Source organism: Streptomyces sp. RB17 (assembly GCF_009604455.1).
Classification (GTDB): domain Bacteria; phylum Actinomycetota; class Actinomycetes; order Streptomycetales; family Streptomycetaceae; genus Streptomyces.
Map to the genome: position 1 here is coordinate 364,349 of NZ_WEGL01000010.1, position 17,112 is coordinate 381,460.

The window sequence follows — 17,112 nt, forward strand, 5'->3', positions numbered from 1 at the left end:
GGACAGGCCCGCTCTTTTATTGGCTGGAGCGGCCGTCGCCGCCCCCGATAGGTTCGGCGTTTCCCGAGTTCCACGTTTCCCAAGGCGGGGCCGAGCCGATCGGGGGATGGATGATCGACGCGTACGAGGATCCGGGCCGCGCGGACACGCGCGGCGGCTGGCGCTATCTGTGGTGGCTGGTGCTGCGCCAGCCGGGGCGGTCGGTCGCCGGGGCGCTGCTGGGCAGTGTGTGGATGGTGCTGCTGGCCGCACAGCCGTATCTGATGGCGCGGGCCGTGGACGAGGGGCTGGTGCCGGGGCGGCCGGGGGTGCTGGCAGCGTGGACCGGGGTGATGTTCGTGCTCGGGTCGGTGAACGCCTGGCTGAGCATCATGCGGCACCGCACGATGACCCGGGTGCGGATGGACGCCTACTTCCGCACGGTGAAGGTGGTCGTGGGGCAGGTGGTACGGCTCGGGGCCGCGCTGCAGCGCCGGGCCGGGGCCGGTGAGGTGGTGACGATCGGGGTCGGCGACGTGCACACCGTCGCGCAGTCGCTGACCGTGGTCGGCCCGGGCGTCGGCTCGGCCGTGGTCTACGTCGTGGTGGCGGGCCTGCTGCTGGCGGTCTCGACGCCGCTGGCCGCCGTCGTCCTGCTCGGGCTGCCGGTGATCGCGCTGGTCACCGGGCCGCTGACGCTGCGGCTGCAGGGCGCGGAGACCGCGTACCGGGAACGGCAGGGCGTGCTGGCCGCGCGCATCGGCGACCTCGCGGGCGGGCTGCGCGTCCTCAACGGCCTGGGTGGCAAGGGACTGTTCGCGGACGCCTTCCGGCAGGACTCGCAGCGGCTGCGCGCGCAGGGCTACCGGGTGGGCTCGGTGGCCAGCTGGGTGCAGGCGCTCGGCGTGGGCCTGCCCACCCTGTTCCTGGCCGTGGTGACCTGGCTCGCGGCGCGGCTCGCCGCCCAAGGGGCCATCACCATCGGCGAGTTGGTGTCCGTGTACGGCTATGTGGCCGTACTGATCGGCCCTGTCGCCTTCTTCGTGCAGATGGCCTACGACCTCAACCGGGGCGTGGTGGCCGCGCGCCGGGTGGTGGGGCTGCTGCGGCTGGAGCCGGAGCCGGACGTGGGCACGCTGCCGGCGCCCGAGGGACCCGCCGAGCTGCACGATCCGGCGTCGGGAGTGCGGCTGGTGCCCGGCCGGCTGACCGCGCTGGCCACGGCCCGGCCCGCCGAGGCCGCCGCCGTGGTGGACCGGCTCGGCCGCTTCGGGCCGACCGACGCCACCTGGGGCGGGGTACGGCTGGACGACGTCCCGCTGGCGGACGTGCGCGGGCGGATCCTGGTCGCGGACAACGAGGCCGACCTGTTCGCCGGGCCGCTGCGGGAGGTCGTGGCCGCCGGGCACGGCGCCGGCGAGGCGGAGCTCGGCCGGGCGCTGTACGCGGCGGCCGCCGAGGACGTCGTACGCGGGCTGCCGGAGGGCCCGGACTCGCCGGTGTCCGGCCAGGGCCGCAGCCTGTCCGGGGGCCAGCGGCAACGGGTGCGTCTGGTACGGGCGTTGCTCGCCGACCCCGAGGTGCTGCTCGCGGTCGAACCGACCTCGGCCCTGGACGCGCACACCGAGGCGACGGTCGCGCGACGACTGCGCCAGGCACGGGAGGGCCGAACGACGCTGGTGACGTCCACCTCGCCGCTGATCCTGGACCACGCGGACACGGTCGTGTTCCTGGTCGACGGAAAGGTCACCGCCAGCGGACCACACCGCCGGCTGCTCGCCACGGACCCGGGCTACCGGGCACTCGTGGCCCGCGACACGGAGGGGATCGTACGGTGACGGTGACGGCGACGGCGACGAGGGATCGTGACAGCGAGCGCGGGCCGGGTGTGCGGGCTGCCGCCATGCGTAAGGGCCCCAGCGCCGCCGACGGTCAAGGGACCGCATCGAGGGCGACCGCCCCAGGACCGAACAGCCGGACACGAACACTCCGGAACACGGAAGGAGCCGTACGGTGACGGGGGCTGAAGGCCTGCTGCCGGTCGCGGACCGGGCTCGGGTACGGCGGGCCGCGCTGCGGCTGGTGCGGGCCGACGGGCGGGCGTTCGCGGCCGCGCTGCTGGTGAACGCGCTGGCGGCGGGGGCGGGGCTGGTCGGGCCGTGGCTGGTCGGGCGGATCGTCGACGAGGTGCGGGGCGGGCAGGGGGTCGGCGCGGTGGACCGGCTCGCGCCGTGGATCCTGGTGTGCGCGCTGGCCCAGTTGCTGCTGGCCCGGTGGGCGCGGTTCGTGGGGTACCGGTTCGGGGAGCGGACGCTGGCCCGGGTGCGCGAGGAGTACGTCGAGCGGGTGCTGGCGCTGCCCGCGTCCGTGGTGGAGCGGGCCGGCACCGGCGATCTGACGGCGCGCGGCACGGCGGATGTGGCGATCGTCGGCACCACACTGCGGGACGTCGGCCCGGAGCTGCTGGTGTGCACGGTGCAGGCGCTGTTCGTGCTGGTCGCGGTGTTCGCGCTCAATCCGCTGCTGGGGGCGTTCGGGCTGCTCGGGCTGACCCCGATCTGGCTGGCGCTGCGCTGGTATCTCCGGCGGGCCCGGGACGGCTATCTCGCCGAGGGCGCGGCCACGTCCCAGGTCGCGGAGATCGTCGCCTCGACGGCGGCCGGGGCACGGACGGTCGAGGCGTTCGGGCTGAGCGAGCGGCGGGTGGCGGCGAGCCGGGACGCGCTGGAGCAGTCCCGCCGTACCCGCTTCTACACGCTGTTCCTGCGGACGGTGTTCTTCCCGGCCGTCGAGGTGACGTACACCGTGCCCGTAGCGGGCGTGCTGCTGCTCGGCGGCTGGCTGCACCAGCGGGGCGCGGTCGGAGTCGGCGCGGTGGTGGCCGCGGCACTGTACCTGCGACAGTTCACCGAGCCGCTGGACCAGATCCTGATGCGCGTGGAGCAACTGCAGAGCAGCAGCGCCTCGTTCGCCCGCGTGGAGGGGCTGGCACAGGCACCGCGCGGGGAGACCGGCGGCGCGGAAAGGGTGGCGTGGGCGAACGCCGTCGGTGCGGTACGGGCGGCGGGCGGGGAGACCGGCGACGGGGTACGGGTGACTCGCGGGGAGACCGGCGACCGGGCACGAGTGGCTCGCGGGGAGACGGGCAACCCGGCGCGGGCGGCACGCTGGAAGGCCGGCGACCCGATGCGGGCGACTCGCGGCGAAACCGACGGCCCGGCGCAAGCGACGCGCAGGAAGACCGACGACCCGACGCAGGCAGCGCGCAGCGAGAACAGCCATCCGGCGCAGGCGGACCGCGGCGAGACCGACGACCCGACGCGGACGACGCGCAGCGAGACCGACGACCCGACGCAGGCAGCGCGCAGCGAGAACAGCCATCTGGCGCAGGCGACTCGCGGCGAGACCGACGGCCCGGCGCAGACGACGCGCAGGAAGACCGACGACCCGACGCAGGCAGCGCGCAGCGAGATCAGCGATCCGGCGCGGGCGGACCGCGGCGAGACCGACGACCCGGCGCAGGCGGACCGCGGCGAGGCCGACGACCCGGCGCGAGCGACGCGCAGGAAGACCGACGACCCGACGCAGGCAGCGCGCAGCGAGATCAGCCATCCGGCGCGGGCGGACCGCGGCGAGGCTGACGACCCGGCGCGGGCGACGCGTGGCGAAACCGGGGCCGGCTCCCCCGTCCCGGTCGACGACCGGATCGACGTGCGCGGGGTCCGGTACGCCTATGAGCGTGGCGGCGAGGTGCTGCGCGGGGTGGATCTGACGGTGCGGCCCGGGGAGCGGCTGGCGGTGGTCGGTCCCTCCGGCGCCGGGAAGACGACGCTCAGCAGACTCCTCGCGGGCATCGACCGGCCGGGGACGGGCACGGTGACGGTGGGCGGGGTGCCGGTGGCCGAGCTGGAGCCGGAGGTGCTGCGCCGCCAGGTGGTCCTGGTCACGCAGGAGCACCATGTGTTCCTCGGCACCGTCCGCGACAACCTGCTGATCGCCGAGCCGCAGGCCACGGACGCCGACCTGTGGGCCGCGCTCGCGACGGTCGGGGCCGACGACTGGGTCCGGGACCTGCCGGACGGGCTCAACACCCCGCTGGGTGCGGACGGCTGCTCCACCGATGGCTCCCAGGCCCAGCAACTCGCCCTGGCCCGGGTGGTGCTGGCCGACCCGCACACCCTGATCCTCGACGAGGCGACCGCCCTGCTGGACCCGACGACGGCCCGGCACGCCGAACGCGCCCTCGCCGCAGTCCTGGAGGGCCGTACGGTCATCGCCATCGCCCACCGCCTCCACACGGCCCACGACGCCGACCGGGTGGCGGTCATGGAGAACGGCCTGCTGACGGAACTGGGCACCCACGAGGACCTGGTGACGGCCGACGGCGCCTACGCGGCCCTGTGGCGGACCTGGCACGGGGACACCGGCGGGCATTCCGACTCCCCTGTCGGGGAAGAGGCTTCATGATCTACGACGTCCTCACCACACGTCCACTGTCCACGGCCGCCCTGTGGGTACTGCACATCCACGTCCAGGAGTCGGTCCGGCCGCAGCTGCCGCCGGCGTCCCCGGCCGGGGTCGTCACCCGGGCCCGCTTGTACGGTCCCGACGACGAGGTGCCCCGCTATCGGATCGCCGCGATCGAAAAGCCCGTGACCGAACTGCCGAGGACACGGGTCATGCGCATCTCCGAGGTGGTGGGCGACCATCGGGTCGCCACGCCACTCACGGACGAATTCGACGCGCAGGCCCGCCTGCTGGCACCCCTGCAGGCCGACACCACCGGTACACCGCTGTGTCACGCCTGCTCCGGCCTGGGCGCCGACTGATTGGACGCCCTGTCCGTCGCGCACACCGTCCACGACGCCGACGCGCTCCACACGGAATCGGACAACCGCGCCCGCGCACACGGCCGGTGGTGGGACCGCCGCCCCGAACCTCTGGCCTGGTGACCAGTCCGTATATCGAACATGAACATCCGGTCAACGAACCTTTTCCGGCCAAGTTTGTGACGCGATCCTGACAAGCACACCGATCCCCTGTCACTCTTCCCAAGCCGACTCACAGCAACCCCACAGTCACACCTGCTCGTGCGAGCCGGCCTGCACATGGTTCCGCGTACCGCCCAGTTCTGCCCGGACGTCCCAACCCACCGTCCGGTCTCCCCTGGCCGTGCGACCCGCGGCCACGCAGAAGGAGTCAGTGTTGAGCAGCAGTTCCTCTCGCAGACGCACCCCCCACGCGTCCCACCGGCGCACCGCCACCGTCGCCCTCGCCGGCGTCGCCGCCCTGATCGCCGCCGCCGTCCAGTCCGGCGCGGCCGACGCCGCACCGGCGAAGCCCCAGCCCGGCCAGATCAACAAGGAACATGTGGCCGTGCGGCTCACGCCCTCGCAGCGCGTCGAGCTGATACGCCACGCCGACGGCGCGTTGGCCGCCACCGCCCGCTCCCTCGGCCTCGGCGCCAAGGAGAAGCTGGTCGTCAAGGACGTCGTCAAAGACGCCGACGGCACCCTGCACACCCGCTACGAGCGCACCTACGCCGGCCTTCCGGTGCTCGGCGGCGACCTGGTCGTGGACAGCAACGGGTCCGGCAAGACCATGGACGTCATCAAGGCCACCGGCGCCACCGTGAAGGTCGCCGGTCTCACCCCCGCGGTGTCGAAGGCCGCCGCCGAGAAGCAGGCCGTACAGCGGGCCGAGGCCAGGGGCGGCACCAAGTCGGCCGCCGACTCCGTCCGCAAGGTGATCTGGGCGGCGACCGGCAGGCCCGTCCTGGCCTACGAGACGGTCGTCGGCGGCCTGCAGGACGACGGCACCCCGAACCAGCTGCACGTCATCACCGACGCCGCCACCGGCAAGAAGCTCTACGAGTACCAGGGCATCGAGACCGGCGTCGGCAACACCCAGTACAGCGGCCAGGTGAACCTGACCACGACCCAGTCGGGCTCGACGTACACGCTGACCGACGGGGCGCGCGGCGGCCACAAGACGTACAACCTGAACCACGGCAGCTCGGGCACCGGCACACTGTTCTCCCAGAGCAACGACACCTGGGGCAACGGCACCACGTCCAACGCGGCCACCGCCGGCGCGGACGCCCACTACGGCGCGCAGGAGACCTGGGACTTCTACAAGAACACCTTCGGGCGCAGCGGCATCCGCAACGACGGGGTCGGCGCCTACTCCCGCGTCCACTACGGCAACGCGTACGTCAACGCCTTCTGGGACGACGGCTGCTTCTGCATGACCTACGGCGACGGCTCCAACAACGCCGACCCGCTGACCTCGCTGGACGTGGCCGGTCACGAGATGAGCCACGGCGTCACCGCCAACACCGCGGGCCTGGACTACAGCGGTGAGTCCGGCGGCCTGAACGAGGCCACCAGCGACATCATGGGCACCGGCGTGGAGTTCTACGCCAACAACAGCTCCGACCCCGGTGACTACCTCATCGGCGAGAAGATCAACATCAACGGCGACGGCACCCCGCTGCGCTACATGGACAAGCCCAGCAAGGACGGCGGCTCCGCGGACAGCTGGTACTCCGGCGTCGGCGACCTGGACGTCCACTACTCGTCCGGCGTCGCCAACCACTTCTTCTACCTCCTGTCCGAGGGCAGCGGCACCAAGGTGATCAACGGTGTCAGCTACGACTCGCCGACGGCGGACGGGCTTCCGGTCACCGGCATCGGCCGGGACAAGGCGCTGCAGATCTGGTACCGGGCGCTCACCACCAAGTTCACCTCCACCACCGACTACGCCGGCGCCCGCACCGGCACCCTCGCCGCGGCCGGTGAGCTGTACGGCACCTCCAGCACCGAGTACAAGGCGGTGCAGGACGCCTGGGCGGGCGTGGCGGTCGGTGCGCGCTCCGACGGCGGCGGAGGAGGCGGAGGCGGCGGTACGACGTACGAGAGCAGCACCCCCGTCGCCATCCCGGACAACGGCCCGGCCGTCACCTCGAGCATCACGGTCTCCGGCCGGACCGGGAACGCGCCGAGCAACCTCCAGGTGTACGTCGACATCACGCACACCTGGCGGGGTGACCTGGTGATCGACCTCGTCGGCCCGTCGGGCACCGCCCACCGCCTGAAGAACTTCAGTTCCTCGGACTCGGCGGACAACGTGAAGCAGACCTACACGGTCAACGCCTCCGCCGAACCGGCCAACGGCACCTGGAAGTTGAGGGTGCAGGATCAAGCCACGTACGACACCGGGACGATCAACGGCTGGAAGCTGACGTTCCCGTAAATCGACCGCCAATTGCCCGGGAACCGGGCGCCGTTCGAGGGTCCGGCACCCTCGGACGGCACCGGTTAACACGCTTGCAACGTTTCCCGGACAGTCGCGTTCCGGCCAACATCACTTCAGGGGCCTGACATGTACGCGCCCTTGATTTTACCCTTCCTTCACCCGCCGCAGAGCTTCACCCCACCTCACCGGCCAGTAACCCCACGCTGTCCGGACTCCCCACGAGAAGGAGCTTGCGTGACCCCCCGCTATGCGCGTCACAAGCGCGCCACTCTGGTCATCGCCACCGCCGTCGCCGCCGGAGCCCTGCTCTCCACCGGTCTGACCACCACCGCGACCGCCGCCGGCAAGAGCAGCGCGACCCTCGCCGCCGCCCCCGCCGCGCTGTCCGACTCGGCCCGCATCTCCCTGATACAGAAGGCGCAGGCCGACGCTGCCAAGACGGCGCAGCAACTCGGCCTCGGCGCCAAGGAGAAGCTGGTCGTCAAGGACGTCGTCAAGGATGCCGACGGCACCGTCCACACCCGCTACGAGCGCACCTACGCCGGCCTTCCGGTGCTCGGCGGCGACCTGGTCGTCCACACGGCCGAGTCGGGCAAGGCCGAGGGCGTCACCAAGGCGACCAAGGCGACCATCAAGGTGGCCTCACTCAAGCCGCAGATCACCGCCGCCAAGGCCGAGAAGCAGGCGGTGTCCGCCGCCAGGACCCTCGGCTCCGCCACGACCACCGCGGACGGCGCCCGCAAGGTGATCTGGGCCGGCTCCGGCAAGCCCGTCCTCGCCTACGAGACGGTCGTCGGCGGCCTGCAGGACGACGGCACCCCGAACCAGCTGCACGTCATCACCGACGCCGCCACCGGCAAGAAGCTCTTCGAGTACCAGGGCATCGAGAACGCGACCGGCACCGGCAAGACCCTGTACTCCGGCACCGTCAGCCTCACCACCACGCAGTCGGGCTCGTCGTACAACCTGACCGACGCCTCCCGCGGCGGTCACAAGACCTACAACCTGGCCCGCAAGACGTCGGGCAAGGGCACCCTGGTCGCCAACTCGACCAACACCTTCGGCACCGGCACCGCCTCCAGCTCCTCCAGCGACCAGACGGCCGCCGCCGACGCCGCGTACGGCGCCCAGGAGACCTGGGACTTCTACAAGAGCACCTTCGGCCGCAGCGGCATCAAGAACGACGGTGTCGGCGCCTACTCCCGTGTGCACTACGGCAGCAACTACGTCAACGCCTTCTGGGACGACAGCTGCTTCTGCATGACCTACGGCGACGGCAGCAGCAACACCCACCCGCTGACCTCGCTCGACGTGGCCGGCCACGAGATGAGCCACGGCGTCACCGCCAACACCGCGGGCCTGGACTACAGCGGTGAGTCCGGCGGCCTGAACGAGGCCACCTCGGACATCTTCGGCACGGGCGTGGAGTTCTACGCGAACAACGCCTCCGACCCCGGTGACTACCTCATCGGCGAGAAGATCAACATCAACGGCGACGGCACCCCGCTGCGCTACATGGACAAGCCCAGCAAGGACGGCGGCAGCGCCGACTACTGGTCCTCGTCCGTGGGCAACCTCGACGTCCACTACTCCTCGGGCGTCGCGAACCACTTCTTCTACCTCCTCTCGGAGGGCAGCGGTTCGAAGACGATCAACGGGGTGACGTACAACTCGCCCACCTCCAACGGCTCCACGGTCACCGGCATCGGCCGCGCCAAGGCGCTGCAGATCTGGTACAAGGCGCTGACGACGTACTTCACGTCGACGACGAACTACAAGGCGGCCCGCACGGGCACGCTGAGCGCGGCGGCGGCGCTGTACGGCTCCGGCAGCACCGAGTACAACGCGGTGGCCGCGGCCTGGTCGGCGGTCAACGTCAGCTGACGCGCACGTAGCCGAGCACGGGCGGCACCCGGGAGGAGGACCTTCCGGGTGCCGCCCTACCCTTGTGACCCATGTCCTCGGCGCCCTTCACCTACGAACCCGTCGGCGCGACCCGCGACGACCTGACGTACTGCCCGCCCGGCTTCCACCCGATGCTCGTCCGCACCCGCCTCGGCGAGGGCCACAAACTCTTCCGCCGGGCGGCCGAGGCGCTCCTGACCTGGGAGATGCACCGCGCCCTGGGCGTGGGCATCGACGCGTCCGCCGACCGCGCGGCTCCGGACGTCGACGTCACGGTCACCCTGGCGGGAGTCATCAAGGCCCCCTGCCGCGTCGTCTGGACGACGGACGAACCCCGCCGGGCCGGCTGGGCCTACGGCACCCTCCAGGGCCACCCCGAATGCGGCGAGGAGGCCTTCGTGGTCGACCGCACGGGCGACGGCACGGTCTGGCTGACGGTGGCGGCCTTCAGCAAGGGGGCCAAGTGGTACGCGAAGGCGGGCGGCCCTGCGACCCGAAGCTTGCAGCACGCGTACGCCCGCCGCTGCGGGACAGTGCTGCGCAGGCTGTGCGCGGAGTTCGACGAGACCTGATTGTCGGACGACAGCGAGAACGACCTCGCCGCGGTGGCCCTCACGTTCGCATACAGAATCCGCAACGCATCCCATCGATCAGGCAGCTGGAGGCACAGGCGCACCCGCACCGCAAATCTTCACGGCCCGCCCGAGGCGCCCACCGCACGCTTTGACGTGTCCCCTACCAGGGTCTGCTACGTTCACCGAGATCAGCGCATACGGGGGCGGAACACGTTCATGGCGTGGGACGAGTGGGTAACGGCCCTCAGGCAGCGACGACCTGGCAGGAGCGGCTCGCGGCCGTGTCCGCGGTTCTCGGCCTGCTGCTGGTCCTGGCGCTGCTCATGACGGTCTACTGGCTGTACGCCCCGGACCCGGCCGGCGGAGACGACTGCTCGGGTCTGCACCCGCTTCTGCCGTAGAACGCACCGGGATCGGAAATCAGGCCACCCGTTCACCTTCCGTTCCGAGACCACAGAGGGCGACAACGGCGCTACTGCACGAAGCGCTCGACTGGACCAGGAATCGGACCCACCAAGGTGACGACTGGCAGATCTGTTCCATCACAGACCCTCGGCCGCCAGCCCGATCTGCACATCCACCGGACTTGCCTGACACAGGCCTGCCAATCACCCGGCGCCTACCGAACGCACGCCGCCAAACCCACCCGGCGTGCCTACGAGAGGCGACCGCGCCTCACCGACGGGACGGAGACAGCGGGCCCAGAGGCCCGGTACCGGTCAGGGCCACTGCCCTTCCGGGCCGCTCGCTCGCTTCTTCCCCGTGCTGGAGCGAGGTGGGTCAAGGGTGGCCCGCAGGGCCATCGCCGAAGGCGACGCGCAGCGCCCTTGACGCACCTCGCGGAAGTACGACACTGGCCGAGAAGCGAGCGGCCCGACGGCTACTTGTTCACTCCTCGGTGAACAACTCCGTCGCGTTCGTGGCGTGTACGGCTCGCTGGGCCCATGCCTCAAGCTGGTCCAGGTCCGTGCAGGCCATCACACGCTCACGGACGGAGGTGGGAACGGAGACGCCGCGCCATTCCAGGATGCGCAGGGTCATCTCCTGACGGTCCTGAATCCGGCCCTCCTCCCGTACCTGTTCCGCCAGCGGGTGTCGCCAGAAGTACTGGATCGCCGTCATCAAATCCCTCCACATCTGCTTCGCCTGGGGATCGGCCAGGCAGGAGTCGACGAACTGCACGAAGACTGCGGCACTGTCGGGGTCGATGGTCCGCAGGGCGGCGGCCAGGGATTCCAGTATGGCCGCAGCCTGCGGTCCACGCCCGTGTGTCATGGCCGAGAGCACCGCAAGGGGGACGTCCTTCTCGGCCTGCCGCTCATCCGCGATCACCGGCACGTTGTCCGGCCCCAGCACCAGCGGCCGTACCGTCAGCGACTCCCAGCCCGGAAAGCCGAGCCGGATCGGGCGCGCGGCCCACCGCGCCGTGGAGCTGCTCTGGGTGATGACGATGAGCACCGGCTCGCAGCGGTACTTCTCGTACAGATAGGACAGGTAGTACGGCCAGCTGCCCCGTTTCCGCTCGTCCACCTTTCCCTGTGACTCCACCACCAGCAGATACGTGCCCTCGTCCGTCTCCGCCCGCAGCAGCGTGTCCACACGGCGCTCGACCGGTTCGATCTCCGTCAGGTCGATGTTCAGCGCCGCGATCTCCCGAGGCTCGGGGAACGGCACGCGCAGCACCTTCTGTAACGCCTTCGTCAGCAGCGTCGGATCCTTCTGGAAGATCCGGTGCAACGCCTCATGCGACGAGCCGACCATCAGCTCTCCTTTCCATCGCGATGATCAACGAGCTAGGCCGCCGCAAGTTCGCACCACACGAACTTCCCCCGGTCCCCGAACCGCGCCGTCGGCTGCCACCCCCAGTACTGCGCGCACGCCTTCACCAACCCCAGCCCCCTCCCCTCCTCCTCCAACTCCGCCACCTGCTCCAGCGGACGCGGCGGATCCGGCGGCGCGGGATCGCTGTCCCACGCCCCGATCCACACGGTGCCCTCCAAGGTTCGGCGCACCCTCAGCGCCGCCGGCCCCTTCGTGTGCCGTACCGCGTTCGACACCAGCTCCGCCGCCAGCAGCTCCGCCGTGTCCACCAGACCGATCAGCCCGTGCAGGGTCAGGATCAGGCGCAGGGTGCGGCGGCACACCGTCACCGCTCTGACGTCGTTCGGAATGTAGAGGGTGTAGTCCCAGGACTCGGTGGGCTCGTTTTCAGGCATGCGTCATCAACTCCGGTCAGTGAGTGGGGATTTCGCGCGGTGGCATTGCCGCAGCCGTCACGGCAGGACGACACGGTGCACTTCCGCTGCGTGTGCGCTACGTCACCGACGGTAGATCTAAATCTAGGGACGCGGCAAGCTGATCGCGTAATCTGACGCCGAACGAGTCGCGCAACAGGCGTGTGAGGAGAGCCGGTCGATGGTGAAGAGGCGCGAACCAACGGCACGCCAGATGCGCCTGGCAACTGAACTGCGCAGACTCCGTGAGGCGGCGGGTCTCAACTCCCGCCAGGCGGCCGCGTTGCTCGGCGTGGCCCCCGCCCAGATCACCCATATCGAGTCGGCGCTCGCGGGCGTGAGCGAGCAGCGACTCCGCCGCCTCGCCTCCCACTACGCCTGCACCGACGAGGAGTTCATCGATTCCCTGGTGGTGATGGCCACCGACCGGACATACGGCTGGTGGGAGGAGTTCCGGGGTTCGCTGCCCAACTCGTTCCTGGACTTGGCCGAACTTGACCACCACGCCACGTTCCTGCGCGAGGTGGCCATCCTGTATGTGCCGGGCCTGGTGCAGACGGAGGACTATGCCCGCGCGGTCTTCTGCGCTCGCGTACCGGAACTGACTCATGACGAGCTCGAGTTGCGTGTCCAGCACCGCATGCGGCGGCAGCAGCTCACCATCCCGTACGAGCTGGTTGTCCATGAGGCGGCCCTACGCATCAGAGTCAGCGACCGCGCCGCCTCCCGGGCCCAGCTGGGCAAGCTGCTGGAACGCTCGGAATCGGACGAGGTCACCGTACGGGTCATCCCCTTCGACCTGGACGGCTTCGCCAGAGCCGCCAGCTCCATGACGTACGTCGGTGGCTCTGTTCCCAAGCTGGACACGGTCGTGCGTGACGTACCCCACGGCTCGGCCTTCATCGACTCCGAAGCACAGCTCAGCGCCTTTCGAACGCGTTTCCGTAAGGTGGAGGCCGTATCGCTCGACCCGGACCGGTCGCGCGACTTCATCCACAAACTGGCGCAAGAGCTGTGAGGCATCCCATGGGCACCCCCGACAACTGGCGGAAGTCGTCCTACTCGGGCCCCGACGACGGCAACAACTGCGTGGAAATAGCCACCACCGCCACCCACACCGCCATCCGCGACTCCAAGGACCCGGCCGCCGGCACCCTCACCGTCCCGGCCGGATCCTTCGCGCTCCTCATCGACGCCCTGAAGAAGGCGCCGTAGCGGGACCTCAGCAGCCCCCTACCGCAACAACACCCCCGCCCCCTCCGCCCCCTCCACCGACGGCACCGCCAGCAGCCCCATCTCCGCGCTCGACGCCAGCAAGCGGTGCGTGGGGAGGATGCGGACCGTGTAGCCGTAGGGGCCCGTGCGGTCCAGGGCGAGGGGGCCCTCGTACAGGAGGCGGCCCTCCAGGTCCGGGGCGCCGGCCGGCTTCAGCGGGACCACCGTCGCGTCCGTGATGTGGTCCTCCGCGTCCACCCGGCCCGACACCGCCTGGACCTCCACGTCGTCCGGGGTCAGCGAGCCGAGGGCGACCCGCACCCGTAGGCCCACCGTCGTGCCCAACTCCGCGGTGGCCGTCGGCGCCGTCGTCTCCACATGGTCGACGCTCACCGCGGACCAGGCCGCCCGGACCCGGGACTTCCAGGCGGCCAGATCGCTCGCCGTGTCCGGGGTCAGGGCGCGGTGGGCCCGCGCGGCGGGGACGTAGAGGCGGTCGACGTACTCGCGGACCATGCGGCCGGCCAGCACCTTGGGGCCGAGCAGGGTGAGGGTCTGGCGGACCATCTGGATCCAGCGGTCGGGCAGGCCTCCCCGGCCGCGCTCGTAGAAGCGCGGAGTCACCCGCTGCTCCAGCAGGTCGTAGAGCGCCGCCGCCTCGATGTCGTCGCGGCGGTCCGGGTCCGTGCCCGCGCCGTCCGCCGTCGGGATGGCCCAGCCGAAGTCCGGCTGGAACCATTCGTTCCACCAGCCGTCCAGGACGGAGAGGTTCAGACAGCCGTTCAGGGCGGCCTTCATGCCGGACGTGCCGCACGCCTCCAGGGGGCGCAGGGGGTTGTTCAGCCAGATGTCACAGCCGGGGTAGAGCTTCTGCGCCATCGCCATGCCGTAGTCGGGGAGGAAGACGATGCGGTGGCGGACCCGGGGGTCGTCGGCGAAGCGGACCAGTTCCTGGACGAGGCGCTTGCCGCTGTCGTCCGCCGGGTGTGCCTTGCCCGCGACGACGATCTGGATCGGGCGCTCGGGATGGAGCAACAGTTCCATCAGGCGGTCCCGGTCGCGGAGCATCAGCGTCAGGCGTTTGTAGGAGGGGACCCGGCGCGCGAAGCCGATCGTCAGGACGTCCGGGTCCAGGACACCGTCGATCCAGCCCAACTCGGCGTTTCCCGCGCCCCGTTGCCGCCAGGACGCGCGCAGTCGGTCCCTCACCTCCAGCACCAGCTGTTCGCGCAGGGAGCGGCGCAGCTCCCAGATCTCCTGGTCCTCGATCTCCGCCACCGAGTCCCAGCGCTCGGAGCCGCCGACGGTGAGCGCGTCCTCGGCCCGCTCGGAGCCGACCTGCCGGGCGCCGAGGCGCAGCACCTCCGGGGCCACCCAGGTCGGCGCGTGCACCCCGTTGGTGACGGAGGTGATCGGCACCTCCTCGGCGTCGAATCCCGGCCACAGGCCCGCGAACATCTCCCGGCTGACCTGACCGTGCAGCAGGGACACGCCGTTCGCCCGCTGGGCCAGCCGCAGTCCCATCACGGCCATGTTGAACAGGTTCGGCTCGCCGCCCGGGTACGTCTCCATCCCCAGGGTCAGAATCCGCTGCACATCGATGCCGGGAAGCTCGGCGTCCGCCCCGAAGTGCCGGGCGACCAGCTCCCGGTCGAAGCGGTCGATGCCGGCCGGGACGGGGGTGTGGGTGGTGAAGACCGTGCCGCCGCGCACCGCCTCCAGGGCAGAGGCGAAGTCAAGGCCCCGCTCGCACAGTTCGGCGATCCGCTCCAGGCCCAGGAAACCCGCGTGCCCCTCGTTGGTGTGGAACACCTCCGGCTCCGGGTGCCCGGTGAGCCGGCAGTACGTCCGCACCGCCCGGACACCCCCTATCCCGAGCAGCATCTCCTGCAGCAGCCGGTGCTCGCTGCCGCCGCCGTAGAGCCGGTCGGTCACCCCGCGTTCGCCGAGGTCGTTCTCCTCCACGTCCGAGTCGAGCAGCAGCAGCGGCACCCGGCCGACCTGGGCCAGCCAGATCCGGGCGTGCAGCGCCTTGCCGCCGGGCAGCGCGAGGGAGACCTGCGCCAGGGTGCCGTCGGGCTCCTTCAGCTGGGTGAGGGGCAACTCGTTGGGGTCGAGCACCGGGTAGTGCTCCTGCTGCCAGCCGTCGCGGGACAGGGTCTGCCGGAAGTACCCGTGCCGGTACAGCAGGCCGACACCGATCAGGGGTACGCCCAGGTCGCTGGCGGCCTTGAGATGGTCCCCCGCCAGGATGCCGAGGCCGCCGGAGTACTGGGGCAGCGCGGCCGTGATGCCGAACTCCGGGGAGAAGTAGGCGATGGCCGCGGGCATGCCGTCCGCCTGGGTCTGGTACCAGCGGTCGCCGGTCAGATAGTCGTCGAGGTCGTCGGCGACGGCGGTGAGGCGGCGCAGGAAGCGCCGGTCGGCGGCCAGCTCGGTCAGCCGCGCCGGCCGTACCCGGCCCAGTATCCGCACCGGGTCGCCCCCGGCGGCGGCCCATGCCTCGGGGTCCACGGACTGGAACAGATCGCGCGTTTCCGCATGCCAGGACCAGCGCAGATTGCGCGCCAGGTCGCTCAGCGGCCGGAGAGGTTCGGGGAGAACGGGACGGACGGTGAACCGACGGATCGCCTTCACACTTCCACCTCGGACGCGTTGCGGAGTGAGACGCACGGCGCTGTACGTCTCGTCGTCAACCTCGACGGTAGTGGTTACCCGGGCGTCGGTGGGGAGGCGCCCGGCGGGGGTGTCGGGGCGTCAAGGGGTGGCCTGCGGGCACTCGGTAAAAAGGGGCCGGTCTTGTGGGTGGACATACGCGGGAGTAGTTAACAAAGTTCCGGATTGCCCACCCGAACAGGATGGGAAGGCTCCTCCGGTACGACCCCACAGGCGTCCCACAGCAGTTCCGCAGGACCCACCTCCCCACATCCATCCGCCCACACCCACGTTGACGCGGACAGGAGCGGTCATGCCCGCCACGCACCATTCGTCAGCACCCCCGACAAGCAGCAAGGACACGGCGGCGGCAGAGCCGACGGCCGAGCCGGCCGCGAGGAAACCGGCCAGGAAGACAGCTGAGAAACCGGCCAAGAAGACGGCCAGGAAAACAACGGGCAAGAAATCCGCAAAGGCCGTCGCCGACGTGCCCGGCCCGGCCGGCCCCGCCGACCCCGCGTCCGCCTACGGGGAGAGCGCCCTCGGCCGTATCCCCGTCCTCGACGTACGCCCCGTGGTGCAGCGCGGGCGCAGGCCGGCCAAGGCGGTGACCGGTGAGTCGTTCGAGGTGTCCGCCACCGTCTTCCGGGAGGGGCACGACGCCGTCGCGGCGAACGTGGTGCTGCGCGACCCGGCCGGCCGGCCCGGACCGTGGACGCCGATGCGCGAACTCGCCCCGGGCACCGACCGCTGGGGCGCCACCGTCACCGCGGGCGAGCCCGGCCGCTGGACGTACACGGTGGAGGCCTGGTCCGACCCGGTCGCCACCTGGCGGCACCACGCCGGGATCAAGATCCCGGCGGGCATCGACACCGGACTGGTCCTGGCGGAGGGCGCCCGGCTGTACGAGCGGGCGGCCGCCGCAGTCCCCGAAGAGCAGAAGCAGGTCGTACGGGACGCGGTGGCGGCCCTGCGGAACGAGAACCGCCCCGTCGCCTGGCGCCTCGCGGCGGCGCTGGCACCGGAGGTGACCGGCCTGCTGGACCGCTATCCGTTGCGGGAGCTGGTCACCGCCTCCGAGCCGATGCCGCTGCTGGTGGAGCGGGAACGGGCCCTGTACGGCTCCTGGTACGAGTTCTTCCCGCGCTCGGAGGGCACCGCCGAGGAGCCGCACGGCACCTTCCGCACGGCCGCGCGCCGGCTGGAGGCGATCGCGGACATGGGCTTCGACGTGGTCTACCTCCCGCCCGTTCACCCCATCGGTACGACGTTCCGCAAGGGGCGCAACAACA

The 17,112-nt window shown here is 71.0% G+C and carries 13 protein-coding genes; 10 read left to right on the top strand and 3 right to left on the bottom strand.

Annotation, left to right across the window (positions count from 1 at the left end):
- The first annotated feature begins 110 nt into the window (after positions 1-110).
- The 7 genes from SRB17_RS37830 (at position 111) to SRB17_RS37865 (ending at position 10,117) form a co-directional block, all read left to right on the top strand.
- Complete coding sequence (locus SRB17_RS37830) at positions 111-1,817, top strand: ABC transporter ATP-binding protein (protein WP_153545502.1); 1,707 nt, start codon at positions 111-113, stop codon at positions 1,815-1,817.
- A 175-nt stretch (positions 1,818-1,992) separates the two neighbouring features.
- Complete coding sequence (locus SRB17_RS46895; protein WP_323377082.1) at positions 1,993-4,446, top strand: ABC transporter transmembrane domain-containing protein; 2,454 nt, start codon at positions 1,993-1,995, stop codon at positions 4,444-4,446.
- Positions 4,443-4,808 carry a hypothetical protein gene (locus SRB17_RS37845; RefSeq protein ID WP_153545504.1) on the top strand — a complete coding sequence of 122 codons (366 nt, stop codon included), beginning with the start codon at positions 4,443-4,445 and terminating at the stop codon, positions 4,806-4,808. The genes SRB17_RS46895 and SRB17_RS37845 overlap by 4 nt, the downstream gene beginning before the upstream one ends.
- A gap of 376 nt (positions 4,809-5,184) precedes the next feature.
- The gene (locus tag SRB17_RS37850) at positions 5,185-7,233 is read left to right on the top strand and encodes a M4 family metallopeptidase (RefSeq protein ID WP_153545506.1); all 2,049 of its coding nucleotides are present in this window, start codon (positions 5,185-5,187) and stop codon (positions 7,231-7,233) included.
- Positions 7,234-7,470: 237 nt separating this feature from the next.
- Complete coding sequence (locus SRB17_RS37855) at positions 7,471-9,120, top strand: M4 family metallopeptidase (RefSeq protein ID WP_323377083.1); 1,650 nt, start codon at positions 7,471-7,473, stop codon at positions 9,118-9,120.
- Between the two features lie 71 nt (positions 9,121-9,191).
- Entirely contained in the window at positions 9,192-9,713 is a 522-nt protein-coding gene (locus SRB17_RS37860; protein WP_153545510.1) for a DUF1990 domain-containing protein, read from the top strand.
- Between the two features lie 224 nt (positions 9,714-9,937).
- Positions 9,938-10,117 carry a hypothetical protein gene (locus SRB17_RS37865; RefSeq protein WP_153545512.1) on the top strand — a complete coding sequence of 60 codons (180 nt, stop codon included), beginning with the start codon at positions 9,938-9,940 and terminating at the stop codon, positions 10,115-10,117.
- A gap of 487 nt (positions 10,118-10,604) precedes the next feature.
- On the opposite strand, the gene SRB17_RS37870 is transcribed toward SRB17_RS37865, so the two are convergent.
- The gene (locus tag SRB17_RS37870) at positions 10,605-11,477 is read right to left on the bottom strand and encodes a hypothetical protein (protein ID WP_153545514.1); all 873 of its coding nucleotides are present in this window, start codon (positions 11,475-11,477) and stop codon (positions 10,605-10,607) included.
- Between the two features lie 32 nt (positions 11,478-11,509).
- Positions 11,510-11,932 carry an ATP-binding protein gene (locus SRB17_RS37875; RefSeq protein WP_153545516.1) on the bottom strand — a complete coding sequence of 141 codons (423 nt, stop codon included), beginning with the start codon at positions 11,930-11,932 and terminating at the stop codon, positions 11,510-11,512.
- 199 nt (positions 11,933-12,131) lie between these two features.
- On the opposite strand from SRB17_RS37875, the gene SRB17_RS37880 reads away from it, so the two are divergent.
- Both SRB17_RS37880 and SRB17_RS37885 read left to right on the top strand, forming a co-directional pair.
- Positions 12,132-12,968 (top strand): helix-turn-helix domain-containing protein, encoded by an 837-nt coding sequence (locus SRB17_RS37880; RefSeq protein ID WP_153545518.1) that lies wholly within the window; start codon positions 12,132-12,134, stop codon positions 12,966-12,968.
- Positions 12,969-12,976: 8 nt separating this feature from the next.
- A complete protein-coding gene (locus SRB17_RS37885; protein ID WP_153545520.1) occupies positions 12,977-13,165 on the top strand; it encodes a DUF397 domain-containing protein in 189 nt (62 codons plus the stop codon).
- Positions 13,166-13,183: 18 nt separating this feature from the next.
- Here SRB17_RS37885 and SRB17_RS37890 read toward each other — a convergent pair whose 3' ends face one another.
- Positions 13,184-15,802, bottom strand: coding sequence for a glycosyltransferase family 1 protein (locus SRB17_RS37890; protein WP_323377085.1), 2,619 nt, complete (start codon positions 15,800-15,802; stop codon positions 13,184-13,186).
- Positions 15,803-16,133: 331 nt separating this feature from the next.
- On the opposite strand from SRB17_RS37890, the gene SRB17_RS37895 reads away from it, so the two are divergent.
- Positions 16,134-17,112: maltotransferase domain-containing protein (locus SRB17_RS37895; protein ID WP_153545522.1), on the top strand; the 979-nt coding region annotated here is incomplete at its 3' end.

Excerpts from the sequence above, each read along its gene's own strand:
- SRB17_RS37885 (WP_153545520.1), top strand. The coding sequence starts at position 12,977 with ATGGGCACCCCCGACAACTGGCGGAAGTCGTCCTACTCGGGCCCCGAC.
- SRB17_RS37860 (WP_153545510.1), top strand. The coding sequence starts at position 9,192 with ATGTCCTCGGCGCCCTTCACCTACGAACCCGTCGGCGCGACCCGCGAC.
- SRB17_RS37880 (WP_153545518.1), top strand. The coding sequence starts at position 12,132 with ATGGTGAAGAGGCGCGAACCAACGGCACGCCAGATGCGCCTGGCAACT.
- SRB17_RS37875 (WP_153545516.1), bottom strand. The coding sequence starts at position 11,932 with ATGCCTGAAAACGAGCCCACCGAGTCCTGGGACTACACCCTCTACATT.
- SRB17_RS37845 (WP_153545504.1), top strand. The coding sequence starts at position 4,443 with ATGATCTACGACGTCCTCACCACACGTCCACTGTCCACGGCCGCCCTG.
- SRB17_RS37870 (WP_153545514.1), bottom strand. The coding sequence starts at position 11,477 with ATGGTCGGCTCGTCGCATGAGGCGTTGCACCGGATCTTCCAGAAGGAT.
- SRB17_RS37830 (WP_153545502.1), top strand. The coding sequence starts at position 111 with ATGATCGACGCGTACGAGGATCCGGGCCGCGCGGACACGCGCGGCGGC.